The following is a 21,080-nucleotide window of genomic DNA, read 5'->3' on the forward strand; positions in this document are numbered from 1 at the left end:
GGCGGATAGGGGAAAAGGCAGGCGCCGCAGGGTCAGCCGTGGGACTCCGGGGGCGAGGTCCGGCCGCGGGACATCGCTTCGGTGAACGCCGCCTCGCCCAGCACCGCCCTCGCCCGCGCCGCCGCCCTGTCCACGTCGGCGCGTTCAGCCGGCGGCAGACTCGCGTCCACAGAGGCGCGGAGCGCGGCGGCCGTGCCCAGGAGTTCCGCGGCCGGCGTCGCCGCACCCGCCGCCGCGTGCGCGCCGGCCAAGCCCTCCAGGGCCAGAGCCACCGCACGGGGGTCCTCGGTCCTGCGGGCCGCCGCCAAGCCCTCCCGGTGGAGTGCCAGCGCACCCTCCGCGTCCCCGCGCTGCTCCGCGACGTAACCGAGCTGCGCCAGGATCAGCGCGGCGCCGGAGTCGACGCCCAGGCGGCGGTTCCACTCCAGCCACGGGAGCAGGTGCTTCTCGGCGGTGTCGAGATCGCCCCGGCGACGGGCGCCGAGTGCGAGGCCCGTCTCGGCGAACTGTTCGGCGGGGCCGTGGGACTGCTCCGCCGCGAGCCGCCGGGCCCGCTCGTGATAATCGGTGGCGCGCGCGTCGTCGCCGGTCAGCAGCGCGACGCGGCCCAGCCGGGCCAGCCGGAAGGACACGTCGGTCCACAGCTCCAGTTCCTGCGCGCTGCGTACGCCTTCCTGGTGCAGACGGGCCGCCTCCTCGTACGACCCGGCGATCTCCGCCAGTACGCCGAGATGCTCCGAGGAGCGCAACTGACCCCACCGGTCACCGAGTTCGCCGAAGAGTGCCGCGCTCTCCTCCGCGCCGGCGCGCAGCGCGGGCAGGTCGCCCCGGTAGCCGGCCCTGGTCGCACGGGCGGACAGTACCGCCGCCACGCCCCAGCGATCGCCGCCGGACCTGAACTCGGCCAACAGCCCCGCGAGTTGCACGTTGTCCTCGGCCGCCTCGCCCTCGAATCCGCACCGCGCGATCTCCAGCAGCCAGCGGGCCCGCGGATCCGCCGCGTCGAAGGTCTCGCCGAGCAGCGAATCGTCCCCGGTGAGCAGAGCGAAGGCCGCGCGCCTGGCCCCGGCGCCGGCCCGGTCCCGCGCCGGCCCGCCCGCGCAGCCGAGCGCGAGATCCAGCGCCCGGCACGCCTCGCCGAGGCGCCCGCGCAGGAACCAGTACCAGGACATCGCGTTGACCAGCCGCAGCGCGAGCGCCGCGTCGCCCTGTTCCACGGCGGTGTCCAGCGCGGCGCGCACATTGGCGGTTTCGCTGTCGAGCGTGCGCAGCGAGCGGCGCTGGTCGGGGCCGTAGAGGCGGGGCTCGGTCCGTTCGAGCAGGTCGGCACAGTGGGCCGCGTGACGCAGCCGTACCGGCAGGGATTCGTCCGCCTCCTCCAGCCGTTCCCTGCTGTACGCCGTCACGGATTCGAGCATCCGGTAGCGGGCGTCGTACGTGTCGTACGTTCCGTCGACCGTGACCACCAGCGAGCGGTCCACGAGGCGGGTGACGATGTCGAGTACCTCATCGGTACGTACGTCCTCCGCCGCGCACACCGCTTCGGCCGCGTCGAGGCCGAACCCGCCCCGGAACACCGCCAGTCGGCGCAGGACGCTCCGCTCGGGGCCGGTCAGCAGTTCCCAGCTCCAGTCGATCATCGCGCGCAGAGTGCGTTGGCGGGCCGGGGCGTCTCGGCGTACCTGGTTGAGGAGCCGGAAGCGGTCGTGCAGGCGGTCGGAGAGGGCGTGGACGCCCAGAGCGCGTACGCGGGTGGCGGCGAGTTCCAGGGCGAGCGGTATGCCGTCGAGCCGGCGGCAGATGAGGGCGACGGCTTCGGTGTTCCCGTCGTCCAGTACGAAGCCGGGGGCGGCCGCCGCCGCGCGGGCCGCGAAGAGTCGCACGGCGTCGGCCTCGGCCAGTGGAGCCACCGCGTCGAGCATCTCGCCCGCGATGGCCAGGGGCTCCTGGCTGGTGGCGATGATGTGCAGGCCCGGCGCCCGTCGCAGGAGCTGTTCGGCGAGGGCGGCGACCTGCTCGACGACGTGCTCACAGTTGTCCAGTACGAGCAACAGCCGCCGGGTTCCGATCGCTCCGGCGAGACGGTCCAGCGCGGCACGGGGGGCGGAGGCTGGGCCCGGGGCGACGCCGACGCCTACGCCGGGCGCGGTGTCGTCGCGTATGCCGAGAGCTGCTGCCACGGTCTCCACCACCGACACCACCGACACCGCCGACGCCGCCGACGCCGCCGACGCCGCCGGAACCGCCTCGCCGGAACGCGCGCCCGCGAGTTCCACGAGCCACACGCCGTCCGCGAAGGCATCGGTGAGCCGCGCCGCCGCCTCCAGCGCCAGGCGCGTCTTGCCCACCCCGCCGGGGCCCGTGAGCGTCACCAGCCGGCCGTCGACGGCCAGCTCGCACACCCGGGCCACCGCGTCCTCGCGCCCGACCAGCCCGGTCACCGGCGCGGGCAGGTTCGTACGCGGCGGTCGCGCGTCGGCGGCGGCCGGGCCGTCGGGCCCGGGCGCCAGTGCGGGGTCCTGTTCCAGTACCGCCTGGTGCAGGGCGGTCAGTTCGGCGCCGGGGTCCAGGCCCAGTTCGTCCGCCAGGCGCCGCTTCAGGTCGTGGTAGGAGTCCAGCGCCTCCGTCGGGCGCCCGGCCCGGTAGAGGGCCCGGATGTGCACGGCCCGCAGCCGCTCCCGCAGGGGGTGGTCCGCGACCGTGCCCGCCAACTCGTCGGCCAGCGAACGGTGTTCGCCCAGCGCCAGACGCAGCTCGGCGAGCTCCTCCCCCACCGTGAGCCGCTGCTCCTCGAGCCTGGCCGCCTCCGCCCGTACGAACCCGGCGTCGCGGAAGTCCGCGTACGCGTCCCCCCGCCACAGGCCCAGCGCGTCCGCCAGCAACACCACCTTCGTGCGCTCGTCACCGGCCGCGCGGGCACGGGCGGCCAGGGCGCCGAACCGGGCCGCGTCGACCGCCTCGTCCGCGACGCGCAGTGCGTAACCGGCCGGACCGTACTCCACCAGCGCGCGGGCGCCGGGCTCCGCCTTCTCCAGGGTCCTGCGCAGCTGGGAGACCTTGGTCTGGAGGGAGTTGCCGGGATTGCCCGGCATGGCGTCCTCGCCCCACAGGTCGTCGATCAGCCGGTCCACGGGGACGGGCCGGCCATGGCGCACCAGCAGACAGGCGAGCAGCGCCCGGACCTTGGGCTCGGGCACGGCGACGGATGAGCCGTCGTCCGTCGTCACGTTCAGCGGGCCCAGCACTTCGAATCGCATGGCGCCCACGCTAATCCGTGCGCACGCGGGGCTGTTGGGCGGTCGTGCGCGGCCCGTCAGTGGCTCGTGCGCGACCCGCTCCATGGTGTTCACATCAGCCCGACCGAAGCAGTACCAGCCGAAGAGGAAGTGCACAGCATGTCCGAGACCGTCTCCACCGTCTCCCGGGAAATCCGGCTCGCCTCCCGCCCCGTCGGCGCCCCCGTCCCCGAGGACTTCGCCCTCGTCAGCACCCCCGTACCGGAGCCCGCCGAGGGCCAGATCCTCGTCCGTAACACCTGGATGTCCGTCGACCCGTACATGCGCGGCCGGATGAACGACGTCCCCTCCTACATCCCGCCCTTCGCCCTCGACACCGCGATGGACGGCAGCGCGATCGGTGAAGTGGTCGTCTCCCGCGACGCTTCGATCCCCGTCGGCTCGACCGTCTCGCACTTCCTGGGGTGGCGCGAGTACGCCGTCCTCGACGCGGCGGCGGCGACCGTGGTCGACCCGTCCCTGGCCCACCCGCAGGACTACCTGGGCGCACTGGGCACCACCGGCCTGACCGCGTACGCAGCGCTCACCCGGGTCGCCCCGGTCCGCGAGGGCGACGTGGTGTTCGTGTCCGCCGCCGCGGGGGCGGTCGGCAGTGTCGCCGGGCAGCTGGCGCGGAAGCTCGGCGCGTCCCGGGTGATCGGGTCGGCGGGCGGCCCGGCCAAGACCAAGAAGCTGCTCGACGGCTTCGGTTACGACGCGGCCGTCGACCACCGCCTGGGCGCCCTCACCGAGCAGCTCGCCCAGGCGGCCCCCGACGGCATCGACGTCTACCTGGACAGCGTGGGCGGGGACCATCTCCAGGCGGCGATCGGCGCGATGCGCGGTGGTGGCCGGATCGCGCTCGTCGGCGCGATCAGCGGTTACGACGCGACCGAGCCGGCGCCGGGTCCCGACAACCTCTTCCAGGCCGCCGCCCGGGAAGTCACCTTGCGCGGCATGCTCGTCAGCAGTTACTTCCAGCTCTTCCCCGAGTGGATCGGCAGGGCGGCGGGCTGGCTCGCCGACGGTTCGCTGCGTACGGAGGAGACCGTGACCGACGGCATCGAGCAGGCGCCGGCCGCGTTCCTCGGCATGATGCGCGGGGCGAACACCGGCAAGATGCTGGTCCGTCTCGGCGCCGAGGGCGGTCGGCGATGAGCAAGCACGCACTGGTGGTCGTCGCACATCCCCGCTCCGACTCGCTCACCGCGCAGCTCGCGGAGCGGGCCCGTGCCCGCCTCGCGGCGGACGGGTTCGGCGTCGACGTACTCGATCTGCACGCCGAGGGCTTCGACCCGCGGATGACCCCGGCCGACGAGCCGGACTGGGACGACCGGGAGAAGGTCTACTCCCCCGAGGTACGGGCGCACATGCGGCGCATCGAGGCGGCGGACACGATCGTCGTGGTCTTCCCGCTGTGGTGGTTCGGGCCGCCGGCCATCCTCAAGGGCTGGATCGACCGGGTGTGGAACTACGGCTTCGCGTACGGGCGCAGCGCGCCCCGGCTGCGCGGCAAGCGGATGCTGTAGCTCGTGCCGGCCGCTTACGAGCAGGAGCAGTTCACGGAGCTGGGGTGGGAAGAGATGGTCGGGCGGCAGCTACGGGTCGGGATCTCGGAGTTCTGCGGCATCGAGGATGCGAAGGTGCACTTCGTGTACGACTCGCTGAAGGCGGGGGCGGCTGCGCTGAAGGAGGCGGATGCGGCGCTGGACGCGGTTGGGGGGTAGGCGGGGGGCGTGAGTGCGGTGCGGCGCCGGGTGCTGCCGGGGCCCGCCGCGCTGGTTCTTGGCGAGTGTGCCGAATGGGCAGTCACGCCGGCTGCCGGGGCTAAGTAGGGTGGGCGCGACAGCACACCGTGAACCGGAACAAGGAGCAGACGTGAGCGAGCCGGCGTCCATCGCCCTGCAGCAGGAGATCGCCCGGGAACTCCAGGTCGCCGAGACCTTCGAGGCCGAGCGGGAGGTCGAACGCCGGGTGGCCTTCCTCGCCGAGCGACTGACCTCCACCGGTCTGCGCTCCCTCGTGCTCGGCATCAGCGGCGGCGTCGACTCCACCACCGCCGGCCGGCTGTGCCGGCTCGCCGTCGAGCGGGCCCGGGCCGCGGGGCACGAGGCGCGGTTCTACGCGATGCGGCTGCCCTACGGGGTCCAGGCCGACGAGCACGACGCCCAGCTCGCGCTCTCCTTCGTCCGGGCCGACCACGTACTGACCGTGGACATCAAGCCCGCGAGCGACGCCGCGTTCGAGGCCGCGCTGGCCGCCGACGTGAGCTTCCGCGACGCCCACCACCAGGACTTCGTGCTCGGCAACATCAAGGCCCGGCAACGCATGATCGCCCAGTACGCGGTGGCCGGCGCGCACGACGGCCTGGTCGTCGGCACCGACCACGCCGCCGAGGCGGTCTCCGGCTTCTTCACCAAGTTCGGCGACGGGGCCGCCGACCTGGTCCCGCTGACCGGCCTGACCAAGCGCCGGGTGCGCGCCGTCGCGGACGCGCTGGGCGCGCCCGCCGAGCTGGTGTGGAAGGTCCCGACGGCCGACCTGGAGACCCTCGACCCGGGCAAGGCCGACGAGGACGCGCTCGGGGTCACGTACGAGGAGATCGACGACTTCCTGGAGGGCAAGCCGGTGGACGAGCGCGCCTTCGAAACGATCGTCCGCCGCTACCGCCTCACCGACCACAAGCGCCGGCTGCCTGTCGGCCCGTAGGGCGGGTGTGCGGGTGCGGTGCGGGTGCGCGGGTGCCGGTGCGCCGGCGGGGGTGACTGCGGCGCATTCCCCTACCCGCCCCTTCCCGAACTGGGGCGCTGCCCCAGACCCCGCTCCTCAAACGCCGGAGGGGCTGGACTTCCTTGCGGCAACGTCCAGCCCGTCCGGGGGTCTGGGAGCTTGCCCCACTCCCTAGCCGGCCGCCGCCGCGCGGGCCCGATTCGACAGGATCCTGATCGAGATCAGGGCGATCACCGCCAGCCCGATGATGTACGCCGACACCGCCATCGACGTACCCGTCGCCTCAAGCAGCAGCACCATCATGAACGGCGCCAGCCCACCCCCGAACACCGCCGCGATCTGGTACCCCAGCGAGGCCCCCGTGTACCGCATCTCCGCCGTGAACAGCTCCGCGAACAGCGCCGCCTGGGGCCCGTACATGATGCTGAGGAAGCAGCTCGTCACGAACGTCCCGACCGCCAGCCACAGCAGCGACTTCGTGTCGATCAGCAGGAACATCGGAACGGCCCACACCAGCAGCCCCACCGCGCCCAGCGCGTAGATCCGCAGCCGGCCGATGCGGTCGGAGAGCGCCGCCGACGCGGGGATCAGCACCAGCTGCGTCAGGCTGACGCACAGCGAGACCATGAGGACCGCGCTGCGCTCCATCTCCAGTTCGCGGGTCGCGTAGTCCAGGACCCCGGTGATGATGATGTAGAACGTCGCGGTGTTGACGGCGAAGGACCCGCCCGCCAGGAAGACCGTGCCGAGGTGCTTGGTCAGGATCGTACGGAGTGGAGAGCGCGCCGCGCCCTTCTCCTGCTCGGCCAGCGCACGCTCGGCCTCCCGGAACGCCGGCGTCTCCTCCACCCGCGTGTGGATGTACCAGGCCAGCACCAGCACCAGCACGCCGACGAAGAACGGCACCCGCCAGCCCCACGAGGTGAACGCGCTCTCGCTCGTCATGGCGCCCGCGACGAGGAAGACCGTGTTCGCCGTGACGACGCCGATGGGAACGCCGAGCTGCACCAGACTGCCGTACAGGCCCCGCTTGCCCTCGGGGGCGTACTCCGTGGCCATCAGCATCGCCCCGCCCCACTGGGCGCCGACCGCGATGCCCTGCACGATGCGGAGCAGGACGAGCAGGACGGGTGCCGCGATTCCGATGGTCTCGTACGTCGGCAGGAGGCCGATGCCGGTGGTGGCCAGGCCCATCAGGGTCAGGGCCAGGACAAGCATCGGCTTGCGGCCGCGCTTGTCGCCGAAATGGCCTGCGATGACGCCGCCGACAGGGCGGGCGAGGAAGCCGACGGCGAAGGTCGCGAAGGCGGCGAGTACGCCCGCCGACGAGCTGCCGGACGGGAAGTACAGGTCGCCGAGGACGAGAGCCGCGGCGATGCCGAAGACGAAGTAGTCGTACCACTCGACGGCGGAGGCGAGGGCGGCGGCGGTTGCCACCTTGCGCCGGTTCCGGTCGTCCGGCGTGGCTGCCGTGGTGCCCGTGAGCGGGGAAGATGCCGTGTCCATGCGGTGCACACTCCGGTGGGTGCGGGGTGAAAGAGGGGACGGGAGCGGGGACGGAAGTGGGGGGTGGCTCCGAGATGTGCCGGACCGTACCGACCGGATGGTACGGAGGTCAACGGGTCTGGCATCCAGACTTTCCGACGCCCCCCTCCCGGGGCCGCAACAGCGTGCGCGCACGCAGCACGAGCACCCCGGCCGCGCGAAGGCGGCCGGGGTGATGGGGAGTGAGCGTCCTAGAAGACGACCAGTGCGCGGCCGCCCTTGCCCGCGAGCATGTTGTCGAATGCGGCCGGGATGCCGTCGAGCCCGATCTGTTCGGTGACCATGCTGCCGAGATCCAGGCGGCCGGCCCGGATGTGCTCGGCGAGTACGGGCAGGTCGCGCGCCGGGTCACAGTTGCCGTACACACAGCCCGAGAGCGTACGGCCGAAGTGGAAGATCTCCAGGGCGTTGAAGGTGACCTGCTGGTCCTTCCCGCCGATGCCGACGACCGTGGTGCGCCCGCCGCGACGGGTCGAGTCCCAGGCCGTACGGATCGTCACGGCCCGGCCCACGCACTCGATGGCGACGTCCGCCCCCTGCCCGCCCGTGAGCTTGCGGATCTCCCTGGCCGTGGTCTCGGACGCGATCACGAAGTCCGTCGCTCCGGCCGCCCGCGCCAGCTCCTCCTTCTCGGGGGAGACATCGACGGCGACGATCTGCCCCGCACCGGCGATACGGGCCGACTGGAGGACGGCCAGACCGACCCCGCCGACTCCGAAGACCGCCACCGACTCGCCCTCGCGGACCCGCGCGCTGTGGTGCACGGCCCCGTAACCCGTGAGGATCGCGCAGCCCAGCAGCGCCGCGTCGGTGAGCGGGATGCCGTCGGGCACCGGCAGGACACAGTTCGCGGCGACGACGGTCTCCTCGGCGAACGCCGCGACGTTCAGGCCCGGATGGAGGTCGGTGCCGTCGGCGGTACGGGCGTACAGGTTGCCGGCGCCGGACAGGGCGTTGGCGCACAGCCACACCTCGCCGATGCCGCAGTGGTGGCAGGTCCCGCACGACGGCGCCCAGTTGAGGACGACCGGGTCGCCGGGAGCGACATGCGTGACGCCCTCGCCGACGGACACGACGGTGCCGGCGCCCTCATGGCCGAGTACGGCGGGGACCGGCACACGCATCGTGCCGTTGGACAGGGAGAGGTCGGAGTGACAGACCCCGGCGGCGGCGAGACGGACCCTCACCTGGCCGGGACCGGTCTCCGGAAGCTCGATGTCGGTGATCTCCAGTGGAGCGCCGACGGCGGACAGGACTGCGGCGCGGACTCGGACGCGGGCCATGGTGTGCGTTGCTCCCGGGCTCAGAACTGGAGGGACTTGGTCTGGAGGTACTCGGAAAGGCCGTGCGACCCCAGCTCGCGGCCGACGCCCGACTGCTTGTAGCCGCCGAAGGGCGCGAGCGGGTTGAAGCGCCCGCCGTTGATGTCGACCTGCCCGGTGTCCATACGGCGTGCGAAGGCCACGGCCTCCGCGTCGTCCGCCGCCCAGACGGCGCCCGCGAGACCGTAGACAGTCCCGTTCGCGATCCGGAGCGCCTCGGCCTCGTCGGCGTACTTGAGGATGGAGACGACCGGGCCGAAGATCTCTTCCTGGGCGATGGTCATGTCCGGGGTGACGTCCGCGAAGACGGTCGGGGCGACGTAGTAACCCTTGTCGAGCGGAGCCTCGGGACCACCCGCGACGACGCGTGCGCCCTGCTCGACACCCGCCTCGATGTAGCCGCGCACTCGGGCCTGCTGCTTGGCGTTGACCAGCGGGCCGACGCGGTCTCCGACGGTGTACTTCGCCACAGCGGCGGCGGCGACTGCCACCGCCTCGTCGTACTGGTCCTCGTGGACCAGCATCCGGGTCCAGGCGCTGCACGTCTGACCGGAGTTGCCCATGACGTTGGCGATGCCCACGTTCACCGCCTTGGCCAGGTCCGCGCTCGGCAGGATGACGTTGGCCGACTTGCCGCCCAGTTCCAGCGCGACGCGCTTGACGGCCGCGCCCGCCGTCGCGCCGATCTGCTTGCCCACGGCCGTGGACCCGGTGAAGGACACCAGGTCCACGCCCTCGTGCTCGGCGAGCGCCTGACCGGCGACCGGACCGAGGCCGGTGACCAGGTTGAACACACCGGCGGGGATGCCCGCCTCGTCCACGGCCTCGGCGAAGAGCTGAGCGGTCAGCGGGGTGTCCTCGGCGGGCTTGAGTACGACCGTGCAGCCGGCGGCGAGCGCGGGGGCCACCTTCGCGACGATCTGGTGCAGCGGATAGTTCCACGGCGTGATCGCGCCGACCACGCCCACCGGTTCCAGGAGCACGGTCGAGTTCCCGACCTTCTCCTCGAAGGAGTACGTCGCGGCCAGCTCGGCGTACGAACCGGCGACCATGATCGGCACGCCCGCGTGCACCATCTGCGAGAAGCCGAGCGGCGCGCCCAGCTCGGCCGTGACGGTCTCCGCGATCTCGTCCTTGCGGGCCACCAGCACGTCACGCAGTGCGGCGATCTTCGCGGCGCGCTCGGCGGGCGGGGTCGCGGCCCAGCCGGCGAAGGCGTCGCGTGCGGCCCGTACGGCCGTGTCGATGTCTTCGGCGGTACCGGCCGGGACCTGGCCGATGACCTGTTCGTCGGCCGGGTTCACGACCGTGATCGTGTCCTGACCTGCGGCGGGCCGCCACTGGCCACCGATGTACATCGCGTCGTGGGCCTTCATCGCAATCCTCCAGAGCCGCTGAAATGCCGTTGTCGTCCGCACCCCAAACTAGCGCTGTTAGTTTTTGGGCGCCAGGGCCCAAAGTACCGAGTGACCTAAAGCGCCCGCCAGAGGGCCGGGACGTTCGGCGGCTCCCAGCCCGCCTGGGCGGTGTGCGCCTGGAGGCAGGCGTAGGAACGGCCGGTGCAGGTGGCCCTGTCCCCCGCCCGGTACGCCGCCCCGGCCTTCCAGGCGCCACCGGTCGGCGGGTCGGACGGGTCGCCGGGCCCCGGCGACTGCGGCACGTTCAGTACGAAGTCGAAGCTCGCCTCGCGCGCCGGACCGTTCGTCCGGACCGTCATCAGCAGCTCGGGGTCGAAGATCGCGTCGGTGTTGTTGCGCGGCTCCCCCGGGAAGTACAGCTGCGTCGTCAGGACTGGACGGCTGGGCGCCTGCACCTTGACGTGGATGTGGCGCGTACGCCCGGGATACAGTCCCGGCACGATGGTCGTGAGCGCGAAAGCCCCCTGCGCGTCGGTGAACTGGTGCCCACGGAAGCGGAAGCCGCTGTTGTCGTACGCCCCGTTGGTGTCCGCCTGCCAGAAGTCCAGCAGGGCGTTCGCGATCGGTCGGCAGGCCGCGCCGAAGACGAAGCCGGTGACGGACAGCCGGACGCCTTGGGTGCCGGCGTCGACGAGTGAGGTACGGCGCGGCGAGTTCGGCTTGAAGTACGGCCCTTCGGTCTGCGCGGGGGTCGGATCGTCGTCGCAGGCCGGGGTGAAGGCGGGGAGCCCGCCGCTGTCGCGCGCGGTCCGCGCGAGCGCCGGTACGCCGACCATCGCGATCGGCACCGAGGCGCCTGCGGCGAGGGCGGCTTTCAGTACGGTCTTGCGGCTGGGGTGATTGCCGTGGTCCATCGACGGACTCCTTGAGGAGGTAGGTCTTCGGATCGGAACGGGATCGGGGATGTGATCCGGTTCGAAGCTACGCAGGAGGCCGGGGGTGGTCGATGGACGGAATGCGGTAGTCGTGGTGCAAAGCACCGCTGCCCCGCCGGAACTCGCTGGGGCTGAGACCCGTCTCCCTCCGGAAGTACCGGCAGAAGTACGCGGGATCGGAGAATCCGACCTCCCTCGCCACCTGCCGTACGGTCAGGTCGGTCAGCGCGAGCAGCCGCTTGGCCTCGTGGGTTCTGGTCTGCCGGACGAGCTGACCGGGAGTACGGCCGGTGACGTGTTTGACGACCTCGTTGAGATACCCGACGGTCACCCCCATCTGCGAGGCCCAGGACCGCACCGACCGGACGCCGGACCCCGGGCCGGCCAGCAACCGTACGAACTCCTGCGCGACGGCATCCGCCCGACGCGGGCTGCCGGGACCGTCGCCACCGCCGAGCTCGGACATGCGGGCGGCGCGGAGTATCAGGACGTGAAGGAAGGCGCGCAGTACGGCGGCGAACTGCGGGCGGCCCAGGGCGTATTCGCGCTCCATGTCCGCGACGAGCGGGGCGAAGTCGGCCGTGTCGGCGTGGGAGAGGCTGAGCCAGGGCCGTTCGCCGAGCTTGCGCAGGACGTCACGGTCGGCCGGGTGATCGAGGAGGAAGTCTTCGGTGAAGAGGATGACGACGCCCTGGAGATCCGAGACGTCCTCCCAGTAATGGACCTGTCCGGGCACGACGAAGCACAGGTGCGGAGGGCGCAGTTCCCACCGGGAGAGATCGATGACGTGGGCGCCCGTCCCGCCCGTCACGTGAACGATCTCGTAGAAGGTGTGCCGGTGCGGGAACCCCGCTCGTGAGAGCGGCCCGATGGTGTCGAAGGACCCGATGGCGAACGGCAGGAGGTGAGGTGCGGGCACCTCCAGCCGGTGCAGTGGTACGGGACCGTCGTCCATCAGCCTCGCGCGGCGAGGGCGAGGAAGTCCGTCCAGGCGCGGGGCGGAAGGGCGAGTACGGGGCCGGACTTGTCCTTGGAGTCGCGGACGTGGACTGTGCCGGGGCAGGCGGCTACCTCTACGCAGTCGTCGCCCTGGGTCCCGCTGTAACTTGACTTGTGCCAGGACAGGGCGACTTCGACGCAGCTGTCGCCCTGCGTTCCACTGTAACTACTTTTGAACCAGGCAAGCTCAGTGGTCCTCATAGCGCTCCTCGCATTCGCTCCAGCAGGCCCCTGGAGTCCTTGGGCGAGAGGGCCTGCGAGCGCAGTGTCGCATACCGCCGGAGGAGTACGGCGACCGCTTTCGGGTCAGCGATCAATCGGCCGTTCTCCTGCCCTTCCGAGTAGGCGAGTCGCTGTCCGTCCGGCGTCTCCACCAGCTGCACGGGCCCGTCCAGACAAGCATGAAACTCACTGTTCGTCGGCATGACTTGAAGTCCTACGTTCCGTGGCGCAGTACAGGCCAGCACATGGTCGATGAGCCCACGCGTGACCTCCGTACCGCCCAGGCGGCGCTGGAAGACGTGCTCCTCAACAATGAAGCTGAACGACGTGTCAGGCCGCTCATGAAGCATGCGCTGACGTTCCATTCGAGCCGTGACCTGCGCCTCCAGCTGTTCGTCGAGCAGGAGCGGAATGCTGTTGCCGAACACGGCACGCGCGTACGTCTCTGACTGCAACAGCCCCGGCACCAGCCTGCACTCGTACGTATCCAGACTGACCGCCGTCTGCTCAAGCCGCGCCCACTTCCTGAACCACGCCGCCAGCCCCGGCTGCCGTGACAGATGCTCGAACCCCCTCCGCAGCGCCCCCGTCCCACCCAACGCCAACTCCGCCCGCTCCACAAAGTCCCTGTCCGGCATCCGCCTCCCCAGCTCGATCGACTCGATCGTGTGCTTCGAAAACTGCACCAGCGGACCGAACTCCTCCCTTGTGAAGCCCGCGTGCTCCCGCAACCCCTGGACGAAAGCCCCGAAAGTCTTCAGGCTGTCCGATGATTCCGGCTCGTCGTGTTCCATGTCCCCGGCCACCTCCCAGTGAGTGAATCACCCCGCACTCAGCTCACCCAGGGTTACGACATCCGCACCGTACGTCTACACCACGTGTCCGTACGGTGGCTCAGCGTACGGACGTGTCCGCTGGTGAACGGCGGTGGCGGACCGCCACGGTGGGCCCCATGCATACCGAGACTCAGCCGTCCGCCGCCCAACCGCCCGCTACCGTACGTGTGTTCCGGCAGCGGTTCTCCGCCACGCGTAAAGCCGCCCGGCTTGCGCGACTGCTGGCCGCGCACCAGCTCCACCAGTGGGGCATCCCGTACGGCAGCGACTCGTCCGACGTCGCCGCGCTGATCGTCGCCGAGCTCGCCGCGAACGCCGTCACCCACGGGCGCGTGAACGGCCGCGACTTCGAGCTGCGGCTCGCACTGGACGCCGGCGGCCTCCTGCGCATCGAGGTCACCGACGCCCGCACCGAACGCCGCCTGCCCGCACCGCCGCCCATCACCCCACCCGGCGACGCCGAGGCGGGGCGCGGTCTGCTGCTCGTCTCGGCGCTGGCCGAGTCGTGGGGCGTGACCGAGCGGCAGGTCGGCAAGAGGGTGTGGGCGACGCTCCGGACGGCGGGGGCGGCCGGGTGAGATCAGAAGTCGGCGCGGATCGGATCGTCGAGGCGGGCCACGGACTCCTGGGCGTACGCGCGCTCGTAGGCGTCGCGGATCCGCTCGATGTGCGGGTCGCGGGCCTTCGCCTGCGACGCCGGGTACAGGAGGATCAGCTCGTACGAACGCTCGCGCTCGATCGTGCCGTTGGCGTCCCGCCACTGACCTCGGCCGTCCTGCACGGTGAGCCCGTCCGGGAAGCGGCGTGTGACATGCCGGTCGACGAAGCGCATGAACTGTTTGTCGGTGACGTCCGGGCCGCCGTCGGGCCGCTCGGTCCCGAAGAACAGCCGCGTTTCCACGTACGCCTTCCCTCGTGCAGCGGTGGCGGCCGGGGCCTCGTCGCCGAGCGTGGCGTACGCGGCGGGGGCGCCTGCGGCGAGGAGTGCCCCGGCGGTGGCGGTGGCCAGGCGGGCAGGTGTGATCCGGAGAGGCATGGTGCAGTCCTTCGGAGGGAGCTGTCCGCGCGAAAACGGAAACCCCCCGACCGGACCGACGGCCCGGTCGAGGGGCACTGTTACGCGTACTTCACGTCCGTGAGGTGAGCGAAAACGACGACGTTGGAGGCGTATCCGGTCTTCTTGTCGAAGCTGCCGCCGCAGGTCAGGACCCGCAGCTCCGGGCGGCCGGCTCTGGCGCCGTACACCTCGGCGTCGGGGAATGCCTCCTTCTTGTACGTACGCACGGCGTCGACCGTGAACACCGCGGTCCGGCGGTCCTCCCGTACGACGTGGATGACGTCGCCGGGGACGAGTGCGTTGAGGTTGAGGAAGATGGCCGGTCCGGTCCGGGTGTCCCGGTGGCCGACGAGGAGGGACGTCCCCGCCTCTCCGGGGGTCGGGCCGTCCCGGTACCAGCTGACCAGCCGGGGGTTGTCGACCTGCGGGGTGGCCAGGCGGCCCTGCGGGTCGAGTCCGAGGCCGACGATGGGCGCCTCGATGGTGAGGGCGGGGACGGCCACACTCAGCGGTCGCGAGGTGGGCAGCGGCGGATGCGCCGCCTGGGCCGGCTTCGGAACCGGCTTGGGTACCGGCGACCGCACCGGCTTCGGGGCGGACTTCGGGACCGACGGCGATGGAACCGGCGTGGGGACCGCCTTCGGAACCGGCGGCGAGGGAACCGGCGCCGGTACCGACTTGCGTACCGGCGACGGGACAGGCTTCGGAACCTGTTCCGGCGCCGGTTCCCGTACCTGCGCGGCGTTCCCGGTATCCGCAGCAGGTTCCGGCGCCGGATTCTTGGCGGCCGTGTCGTGAGCAGCCGTGTCGTGAGCTGCGGTGACCGGTGCGTCCGGGGGTGCTTCGCCGCACCCCCGGACGAAACCGGTCCCCAGCGTCACCGTCACGGTCGCGGTCAGAGCGAGGCGGACGCCCCGGCTCGGACCGCGACGCTGACGGCGGTGGCGGCTGTTACGCGGCGCCATTTGCGCGGCGGCGGGCCCGACGGACGAAGATCAGCCCGGCCACTCCCGCAGCACCCGCGACCAGGGCGGGCGCCATGGCTGCCGACGAACCCTCCTCGGTCTCGGTGCCCGTGCCCGTGCCCGTGCCGATGTCCGCGGCCCCGCCCCCACCCGCGGGTACGGCGCCGCGCGGAGCGGGCTTGTCGTCCTGCTTCTTCGCGCAGTTGACCTTGAAGATCTTCTGCTTCGGGACACCGCCCGGGAAGGTCCAGCTGAGCTGGTAGTGACCGTCCGGGAGCGAGTAGTCCGCGGTGGCCCCCTTGCCGTTCATGATGACGAGACCTCCCGACAGGATGGGCTCGACGGGGGTCTTGGGCTGCGGGGGAGTGACCGTCCAGTTGACCAGCTTCACCGATTCGAAGTTGGACGCGGACAGCTTGAACGTACAGACCTCGTAGTGGTCGTTGGAGTCGGCGGCGCGGGTTCCGGTCTTGTGGATCTTGATTTCACCGCTGTCGCCCTCCACGGCGAACGCCGCCGACGCGCCCCACAGGGACACCCCTGCGAGGGCCAGCGTGGCGAGGGCTGCCGTGCCCGAGCGGACACCGTGGGAGCGAGGAGATGTCGAGGTGGTCATGCGGGCTCCTTCAAGCCGAGATGATTGTCGTACTGATCACTCGATCGCCTGATTAGATGTCACATATCGGGCGTGAAGAAGCCTAGAAACGCTGAGAAGACGTCAGATATGACCTGACTGGCGGACAGTCAGTGTCTGCCGCCCGAGCGAACGGCCCGCTTCCGCCCCCGTCCGGCCCCACCGCAGGAGGCGTCGGAGGCCTCGGAGGCGTCTGAGGCATCGGAGGCGTCGGAGGCTCGGGGCGGCCCCGGCGCACGCAGCGCCAGCGCCGATGCCCCCGCCAGCAGGACCCCGAGCATCAGGAACGGTGCCGCCGTGCCCGCCACGCCCGCCACCAGGCCCGCCGAGGCCGGCGCCGCGACCTGCCCGAGGCGGTTGCCGGTCAGGCGCAGGGCGAGCGCGGTCGAACGCGCCTCCGGCGGGGCCGCCTGGACCACCGTCGTCATCGACAGGGGCTGGCCCACCCCCAGGCAGAAGCCGAGGACGGCGAGCATCGGCGCGAGCGCCCATACCGGCACCGGCAGTGCGATCCCCGCGCACAGCAGCCCGGCCAGCAGGCAGGTGACGGTCATCAGCGCGCCGCGGCCGAGCAGCCGGATCATCGGCGTCATCACGAGCCGGCAGGCGATCGTCGCCGCGGCCCGCAGGCTGAGCAGCAGGCCGACGACCGAAGGGGCGATGCCCCGCTGCTCACCGACGACCGGGAGGTACGCGGTGAGGATGTCGGTCGCGGAGAGCACCGCGAGGCTGATGAAGATCCCGGCCGGCACGCCACGCGTCCCCAGGATGCGGTGGACGGGAACCTTGGAGGCGCGTTCCGTGCGTCGCGCCGCGCCCTCCACCCGGTGCTCGATCCGCCAGAGCGATGTGAACGAAACCGCCGCGACACCCGCCGAGACGACCAGGGCGAGGGCGCTGGTGCGGGCCATCGCGCCGTCGTGGCCGGATACCAACAGGCCCGCGGCGACCGGGCCGACGAGCTGGCCGAGCGAGGCGCCGATCGTGAAGTGGCCGAAATTGCGGTCCTGTTCGGCCGGCGCGGACTGACGGGCGACGATCGACTGCGCGCCGATGACGAAACACAGGTGCCCGAGGCCCATCACGCCGCTCCACGCGGCCATCGCCGCGAGGGAGTTCGCCGTACCACTGACCGCGCACCCGGCCGCGATCAGGACGACACCGACGGGCAGCAGAGGCGCACACCGCCCGTGGTCCGTCCTGCGCCCCAGCGGTACGGCGGCGAACAGGGGCAGCAGCGCGTACACGCCCGCGATCACGCCGACCGCGCGCTCGTCCGCGCCCAGGGCGAGGGCCCGGTACGAGACGGCCGGCCGCGCCATCGACACCGCCGCCTGCGCGAAGCCGAAGGCGATGACGAGGCGCAGCAGCCAGCCCCTGCCGCGCGGCATCAGATGATGCCGAAGAGAATTCCGGCGCCGAGCACCACCAGCGAGGTGAGCGCGGCCCATTTGACGGTGAACTTGGTGTGGTCGCCGAACTCGACCTTGGCCATGCCGACCAGGACGTACACGGCGGGCACGAGCGGGCTCGACATGTGGAGCGCCTGGCCGACGAGCGACGCGCGGGCGATCTCCAGCGACGACACCCCGTGCGCCGCGCCGGCTTCGGCGAGGACGGGCAGTACGCCGAAGTAGAAGCCGTCGTTCGACATGAAGTACGTCAGCGGGAGGCTCAGCAGGCCGGTGACGATCGCCATGTGCGGGCCCATGCCCTCGGGGATCGCGCCGACGAGCCAGTCCGCCATGTGCTTGACCATGCCGGTGCCCGTGAGGACGCCGGTGAAGACGGCGGCCGCGAAGACCATGCCGGAGACGTTGAGGACGTTGTCGGCGTGGGCGGCGAGACGGGCCTTCTGGTCGGCCATGTTCGGGTAGTTGACCGTGAGGGCGAGGGCCGCGCCGATGAGGAACAGGACCGGGATCGGCAGCAGCTCCATGATCATGGCGGTGAGCAGCACGAGGGTGAGCCCGGCGTTGAACCAGTAGAGCTTGGGGCGCAGGGTCGGGCGGTTGGGGTCGAGCCCCTGGAAGCCCTCGCCGTCAGCGGCGTACGCGGGACCCGTGTCGGCGTCCGCGTCAGTGCCGGTGCCGTCGCCCGTGCCGCCGGTGCTCTTGCGCGGCTCTCCGCCACCGCCACCGGCCGTGACCAGAACCTCCGCCTCGGCCTCGACCGCCTCGTCCAGCGTGAGGTACCCGAGGCGCTTGCGCTCCCGCCGGCCCAGCACGTACGCCAGGACGAAGACGAAGGCCAGGCCCACGGCGAGCGCCGGGATCATCGGCACGAAGATGTCCGCCGCGTCCAGCTTCAGCGCGGTGGCGGCGCGGGCGGTCGGGCCGCCCCAGGGCAGCGTGTTCATCACGCCATTGGCCGTGGCGGCGACGCCGGTCATCACGACCAGGCTCATCCCGAGCCGCTTGTAGAGCGGATACATGGCCGAGACCGTGATCATGAAGGTGGTCGAGCCGTCGCCGTCGAGCGAGACGATCGCGGCGAGCACGGCCGTTCCGACCACGATCCGCAGCGGGTCCGCCTTGCAGAAGCGCAGGATGCCGCGCACGATCGGGTCGAAAAGACCCACGTCGATCATCACACCGAAGTACACGATGGCGAACATCAGCATCGCTGCCGTGGGTGCGAGATTTCCTACGCCCTCGAGGACGTAGTCCCCGAGCTTGGCGCCCTGCCCGACGAACACACAGAAGAGTGCGGGGATCAGCACGAGCGCCGCGATCGGCGACATCTTCTTCATCATGATCAGGACCAGGAAGGTCGCGATCATGACGAATCCGAGGATTGTCAGCATTTGGGGTACCTAACGTTCGCCCTTGAACTCCCACCAGACCAGGCGGTTCGTTGACGTTAGGTCCCGTCCCGACGCGTTAACAAGATGTTGACGCGCGAGCAATAAGCGCAAAACCCCAGGTCACGATATGGGTGTTACGTCGACGGGGAATCCGTTGAGCACAGCCGTGCCCGACAGCGGGTCGAGCCTGCTCCCGTCGAGCAGCTGATTGACGTTGACTCCGGGGGTGGCGGCGGCGACCGTCATCCGGACGCCTTCCCGGTCGTGCCCCCAGCCGTGCGGCAGGCTCACGACTCCGGTGCGTACCGTGTCCGTCACCTCCACCGGGACCTGCAGTTCCCCTCCTTCCGCGCTGATCCGGGCGTTCTTGCCGTCCGTGAGACCGAGCCGCACCGCGTCGTCCGGGTGGACCTGGAGGGTGCAGCGGTTGCTGCCGCCGCCCAGTGCCGGGATGTTGTGCATCCAGCTGTTGTTGGACCGCAGGTGACGGCGGCCGACGAGGACCAGCGCGGCGGGCCGTTCGTCGAGCGCGCGCCGCAGCCTCGGCAGATCGGCGGCGATGGGTTCCGGCAGCAGCTCGATCTTTCCGCTGCGGGTCTTCAGTACCTGCGCGAGGCGCGGCTGGAGCGGGCCGAGGTCGATCCCGTGCGGCTTCGCCAACAGGTCCTCCAGGACCAGGTCGTACGGCCCCGTGCGCAGCATCATGTCGAGGCGCCGCTGCGGTCCGCCGCTCCCGGTGAGTACGGCGGCGAGCTGCTCGGGGTCGCCGCCGTGGAGCGGCGAAAGCGGTTCGGCGACGGTCTTGGTGAGGGCGCGCTCGATGACGAGGTCGTCGACGGCAGACGGGTCGGCGCCGTGCATGCCGCTCACCGCGAGGATCAGCCGGGCCTGGATCTCGCTCTCGTCCATGCGTCCGTCCTCCAGGGGGACGGCGGCCGGGGTGTACCGCGCCTGGTTGTGCACGGCGAAGGCGTTGAAGGAGAAGTCGAAGTGCGCGCTCTGGGAGGGCGGCGGCGGAGGCAGGACGACATCGGCGTGCCGTGAGGTCTCGTTGAGGTACGGGTCCACGCTCACCATGAAGTCGAGGTGCCCGCTCAGGGCGCGGTCGAGGCGCAGCCCGTCCGGCGCGGAGAGCACGGGGTTGGCGGCGATGGCGATGAGCGCGCGCACCCGCCCCTCCCCCGGGGTGTCGATCTCCTCGGCGAGCGCGGCCAGCGGCAGTTCGCCCTTGGCCTCGGGGTGCCCGCCGACCCGGCTCTTCCAGCGGCCGAGCGCGAACCCCTTGCCGGGACCGGCGGGGCGGGGCGGGGGCGCGGTGGCGGAGAGCGGGAAGAGCGCGCCGCCGGGGCGGTCGAGGTTGCCGGTGAGGATGTTCAGTACGTCGACGAGCCAGTTGGCCAGCGTCCCGAACTCGACGGTGGAGCTGCCGACCCGGCCGTACACCGCGGCGGTGGGCGCGGCGGCGAGCCCACGGGCCAGCAGCCGGATCTCGTCGGCGGGGATGTCGCAGGCCGCCGAGACGGCCTCGGGCGTGAAGTCCCGTACGGCTTCGCGGACTTCGGCCAGCCCTTCGACGTACTCCTCCAGGACGCCGGGAGCGGCCAGCTTCTCCTCGAAGAGCACCTGGGCGAGCGCCGCCAGCAGCAGCGCGTCCGTACCGGGCCTGATGGGGATGTGCCGGTCGGCGAGCTTGGCGGTGCGGGTGCGGCGCGGATCGACGACGACGAGCGTGCCGCCCCGGCGGCGCAGCGCCTTGAGCTTGCCCGGGAAGTCGGGGGCGGTGCACAGGCTGCCGTTGGAATCCAGCGGGTTGGCGCCGAGGAGCAGCAGGTGGTCCGTACGGTCGAGGTCGGGCACCGGGATGGCGAGCGGGTCCCCGAAGAGCAGCCCGCTGGACACGTGCTTGGGCATCTGGTCGACGGTGCTGGCGGTGAAGAGGCTGCGGGTGCGCAGCAGGGAGAGCAGGACGGGCGGGTAGAGGGCGCCGGCCATGGTGTGGACGTTGGGGTTGCCGAGTACGACGCCCACGGAGTTCGGCCCGTACTCCTCGATCAGCGGCCGCATCCGGGCGGCGACGAGATCGAAGGCTTCGCTCCAGGTCGCTTCCTGAAGGACGCCGTCCTTGCGGACGAGAGGCCCGGCCAGCCGGTCGGGGTCGCCGTCGGCTTCCCCGAAGGAGGCGCCCTTGGGGCAGATGAACCCCTGGCTGAAGACGTCGTCACGGTCCCCGCGCGCGCCGGTGACCTTTGTGCCCTCGATGGTGAGGGTAAGACCGCAGGTGGCTTCGCAGAGCGGACAGATACGCAGGGCGGTACGGGACGCTGTGGCTTCGTCTTGACCGGACATGGGCCCTCCAGGGGCGGCGGCGACGGTGGCGCGCGGGCACAGCGAGCATA

The 21,080-nt window shown here is 71.4% G+C and carries 19 protein-coding genes; 5 read left to right on the plus strand and 14 right to left on the minus strand.

Translation table 11 applies throughout. The features are described 5' to 3' along the window. Positions 1–32 precede the first annotated feature (32 nt). On the minus strand, positions 33–3,257 hold the full coding sequence (locus AC1P0E_RS05935; protein WP_482741089.1) for an AfsR/SARP family transcriptional regulator: 3,225 nt from the start codon (positions 3,255–3,257) through the stop codon (positions 33–35). A 138-nt stretch (positions 3,258–3,395) separates the two neighbouring features. Here AC1P0E_RS05935 and AC1P0E_RS05940 point away from each other — a divergent pair, with 138 nt between their 5' ends. The 4 genes from AC1P0E_RS05940 to nadE all read left to right on the plus strand — a co-directional run bounded on the left by AC1P0E_RS05940 (position 3,396) and on the right by nadE (position 5,984). After that, entirely contained in the window at positions 3,396–4,433 is a 1,038-nt protein-coding gene (locus AC1P0E_RS05940; RefSeq protein WP_482741090.1) for an NADP-dependent oxidoreductase, read from the plus strand. Beyond that, positions 4,430–4,804: an NAD(P)H oxidoreductase gene (locus tag AC1P0E_RS05945; RefSeq protein ID WP_482741091.1), complete on the plus strand. Its 375-nt coding sequence runs from the start codon at positions 4,430–4,432 to the stop codon at positions 4,802–4,804. The genes AC1P0E_RS05940 and AC1P0E_RS05945 overlap by 4 nt, the downstream gene beginning before the upstream one ends. 3 nt (positions 4,805–4,807) lie before the next feature. Next, entirely contained in the window at positions 4,808–5,002 is a 195-nt protein-coding gene (locus AC1P0E_RS05950) for a hypothetical protein (RefSeq protein ID WP_482741092.1), read from the plus strand. Positions 5,003–5,153: 151 nt separating this feature from the next. After that, a complete protein-coding gene (gene nadE, locus AC1P0E_RS05955) occupies positions 5,154–5,984 on the plus strand; it encodes an ammonia-dependent NAD(+) synthetase (protein ID WP_482741093.1) in 831 nt (276 codons plus the stop codon). A 192-nt stretch (positions 5,985–6,176) separates the two neighbouring features. On the opposite strand, the gene AC1P0E_RS05960 is transcribed toward nadE, so the two are convergent. The 7 genes from AC1P0E_RS05960 to AC1P0E_RS05990 all read right to left on the minus strand — a co-directional run bounded on the left by AC1P0E_RS05960 (position 6,177) and on the right by AC1P0E_RS05990 (position 13,180). Next, the gene (locus AC1P0E_RS05960) at positions 6,177–7,511 is read right to left on the minus strand and encodes an MFS transporter (RefSeq protein WP_482741094.1); all 1,335 of its coding nucleotides are present in this window, start codon (positions 7,509–7,511) and stop codon (positions 6,177–6,179) included. 230 nt (positions 7,512–7,741) lie between these two features. Beyond that, complete coding sequence (locus AC1P0E_RS05965) at positions 7,742–8,833, minus strand: Zn-dependent alcohol dehydrogenase (protein WP_482741095.1); 1,092 nt, start codon at positions 8,831–8,833, stop codon at positions 7,742–7,744. A 20-nt stretch (positions 8,834–8,853) separates the two neighbouring features. Beyond that, positions 8,854–10,248, minus strand: a complete 1,395-nt coding sequence (locus AC1P0E_RS05970) for an aldehyde dehydrogenase family protein (RefSeq protein WP_482741096.1) — start codon at positions 10,246–10,248, stop codon at positions 8,854–8,856. A gap of 95 nt (positions 10,249–10,343) precedes the next feature. Further along, a complete protein-coding gene (locus tag AC1P0E_RS05975) occupies positions 10,344–11,144 on the minus strand; it encodes a dioxygenase family protein (RefSeq protein WP_482741097.1) in 801 nt (266 codons plus the stop codon). Positions 11,145–11,211: 67 nt separating this feature from the next. Then, the gene (locus AC1P0E_RS05980; RefSeq protein ID WP_482741098.1) at positions 11,212–12,120 is read right to left on the minus strand and encodes a helix-turn-helix transcriptional regulator; all 909 of its coding nucleotides are present in this window, start codon (positions 12,118–12,120) and stop codon (positions 11,212–11,214) included. Next, entirely contained in the window at positions 12,120–12,365 is a 246-nt protein-coding gene (locus AC1P0E_RS05985; protein WP_482741099.1) for a DUF397 domain-containing protein, read from the minus strand. Before AC1P0E_RS05985 ends, AC1P0E_RS05980 begins: the two co-directional genes overlap by 1 nt. Beyond that, positions 12,362–13,180 (minus strand): helix-turn-helix domain-containing protein, encoded by an 819-nt coding sequence (locus tag AC1P0E_RS05990; protein WP_482741100.1) that lies wholly within the window; start codon positions 13,178–13,180, stop codon positions 12,362–12,364. The genes AC1P0E_RS05985 and AC1P0E_RS05990 overlap by 4 nt, the downstream gene beginning before the upstream one ends. A gap of 158 nt (positions 13,181–13,338) precedes the next feature. Here AC1P0E_RS05990 and AC1P0E_RS05995 point away from each other — a divergent pair, with 158 nt between their 5' ends. After that, on the plus strand, positions 13,339–13,800 hold the full coding sequence (locus AC1P0E_RS05995; RefSeq protein ID WP_482741101.1) for an ATP-binding protein: 462 nt from the start codon (positions 13,339–13,341) through the stop codon (positions 13,798–13,800). A 2-nt stretch (positions 13,801–13,802) separates the two neighbouring features. Here AC1P0E_RS05995 and AC1P0E_RS06000 read toward each other — a convergent pair whose 3' ends face one another. The 6 genes from AC1P0E_RS06000 to AC1P0E_RS06025 all read right to left on the minus strand — a co-directional run bounded on the left by AC1P0E_RS06000 (position 13,803) and on the right by AC1P0E_RS06025 (position 21,030). After that, positions 13,803–14,258: a DUF3574 domain-containing protein gene (locus AC1P0E_RS06000; RefSeq protein WP_482741102.1), complete on the minus strand. Its 456-nt coding sequence runs from the start codon at positions 14,256–14,258 to the stop codon at positions 13,803–13,805. A gap of 80 nt (positions 14,259–14,338) precedes the next feature. Continuing rightward, on the minus strand, positions 14,339–14,863 hold the full coding sequence (locus tag AC1P0E_RS06005; protein ID WP_482741103.1) for a class F sortase: 525 nt from the start codon (positions 14,861–14,863) through the stop codon (positions 14,339–14,341). Between the two features lie 367 nt (positions 14,864–15,230). After that, positions 15,231–15,860: a hypothetical protein gene (locus AC1P0E_RS06010; protein ID WP_482741104.1), complete on the minus strand. Its 630-nt coding sequence runs from the start codon at positions 15,858–15,860 to the stop codon at positions 15,231–15,233. Between the two features lie 128 nt (positions 15,861–15,988). Then, a complete protein-coding gene (locus AC1P0E_RS06015; RefSeq protein ID WP_482741105.1) occupies positions 15,989–17,269 on the minus strand; it encodes an MFS transporter in 1,281 nt (426 codons plus the stop codon). Continuing rightward, positions 17,269–18,684 carry a CitMHS family transporter gene (locus tag AC1P0E_RS06020; RefSeq protein ID WP_482741106.1) on the minus strand — a complete coding sequence of 472 codons (1,416 nt, stop codon included), beginning with the start codon at positions 18,682–18,684 and terminating at the stop codon, positions 17,269–17,271. Before AC1P0E_RS06020 ends, AC1P0E_RS06015 begins: the two co-directional genes overlap by 1 nt. 120 nt (positions 18,685–18,804) lie before the next feature. After that, positions 18,805–21,030: a molybdopterin oxidoreductase family protein gene (locus AC1P0E_RS06025; RefSeq protein ID WP_482741107.1), complete on the minus strand. Its 2,226-nt coding sequence runs from the start codon at positions 21,028–21,030 to the stop codon at positions 18,805–18,807. Positions 21,031–21,080 lie beyond the last annotated feature (50 nt).

The organism is Streptomyces sp. TRD_SC_5, from assembly GCF_056836825.1.

Excerpts from the sequence above, each read along its gene's own strand:
- AC1P0E_RS05980 (WP_482741098.1), bottom strand. The coding sequence starts at position 12,120 with ATGGACGACGGTCCCGTACCACTGCACCGGCTGGAGGTGCCCGCACCT.
- AC1P0E_RS05975 (WP_482741097.1), bottom strand. The coding sequence starts at position 11,144 with ATGGACCACGGCAATCACCCCAGCCGCAAGACCGTACTGAAAGCCGCC.
- AC1P0E_RS05965 (WP_482741095.1), bottom strand. The coding sequence starts at position 8,833 with ATGGCCCGCGTCCGAGTCCGCGCCGCAGTCCTGTCCGCCGTCGGCGCT.
- AC1P0E_RS06025 (WP_482741107.1), bottom strand. The coding sequence starts at position 21,030 with ATGTCCGGTCAAGACGAAGCCACAGCGTCCCGTACCGCCCTGCGTATC.
- AC1P0E_RS05945 (WP_482741091.1), top strand. The coding sequence starts at position 4,430 with ATGAGCAAGCACGCACTGGTGGTCGTCGCACATCCCCGCTCCGACTCG.
- AC1P0E_RS06020 (WP_482741106.1), bottom strand. The coding sequence starts at position 18,684 with ATGCTGACAATCCTCGGATTCGTCATGATCGCGACCTTCCTGGTCCTG.
- AC1P0E_RS06000 (WP_482741102.1), bottom strand. The coding sequence starts at position 14,258 with ATGCCTCTCCGGATCACACCTGCCCGCCTGGCCACCGCCACCGCCGGG.
- AC1P0E_RS05940 (WP_482741090.1), top strand. The coding sequence starts at position 3,396 with ATGTCCGAGACCGTCTCCACCGTCTCCCGGGAAATCCGGCTCGCCTCC.
- AC1P0E_RS05970 (WP_482741096.1), bottom strand. The coding sequence starts at position 10,248 with ATGAAGGCCCACGACGCGATGTACATCGGTGGCCAGTGGCGGCCCGCC.
- AC1P0E_RS06015 (WP_482741105.1), bottom strand. The coding sequence starts at position 17,269 with ATGCCGCGCGGCAGGGGCTGGCTGCTGCGCCTCGTCATCGCCTTCGGC.
- AC1P0E_RS06010 (WP_482741104.1), bottom strand. The coding sequence starts at position 15,860 with ATGACCACCTCGACATCTCCTCGCTCCCACGGTGTCCGCTCGGGCACG.
- AC1P0E_RS05990 (WP_482741100.1), bottom strand. The coding sequence starts at position 13,180 with ATGGAACACGACGAGCCGGAATCATCGGACAGCCTGAAGACTTTCGGG.
- AC1P0E_RS05935 (WP_482741089.1), bottom strand. The coding sequence starts at position 3,257 with ATGCGATTCGAAGTGCTGGGCCCGCTGAACGTGACGACGGACGACGGC.
- AC1P0E_RS05985 (WP_482741099.1), bottom strand. The coding sequence starts at position 12,365 with ATGAGGACCACTGAGCTTGCCTGGTTCAAAAGTAGTTACAGTGGAACG.
- AC1P0E_RS05995 (WP_482741101.1), top strand. The coding sequence starts at position 13,339 with ATGCATACCGAGACTCAGCCGTCCGCCGCCCAACCGCCCGCTACCGTA.
- AC1P0E_RS05960 (WP_482741094.1), bottom strand. The coding sequence starts at position 7,511 with ATGGACACGGCATCTTCCCCGCTCACGGGCACCACGGCAGCCACGCCG.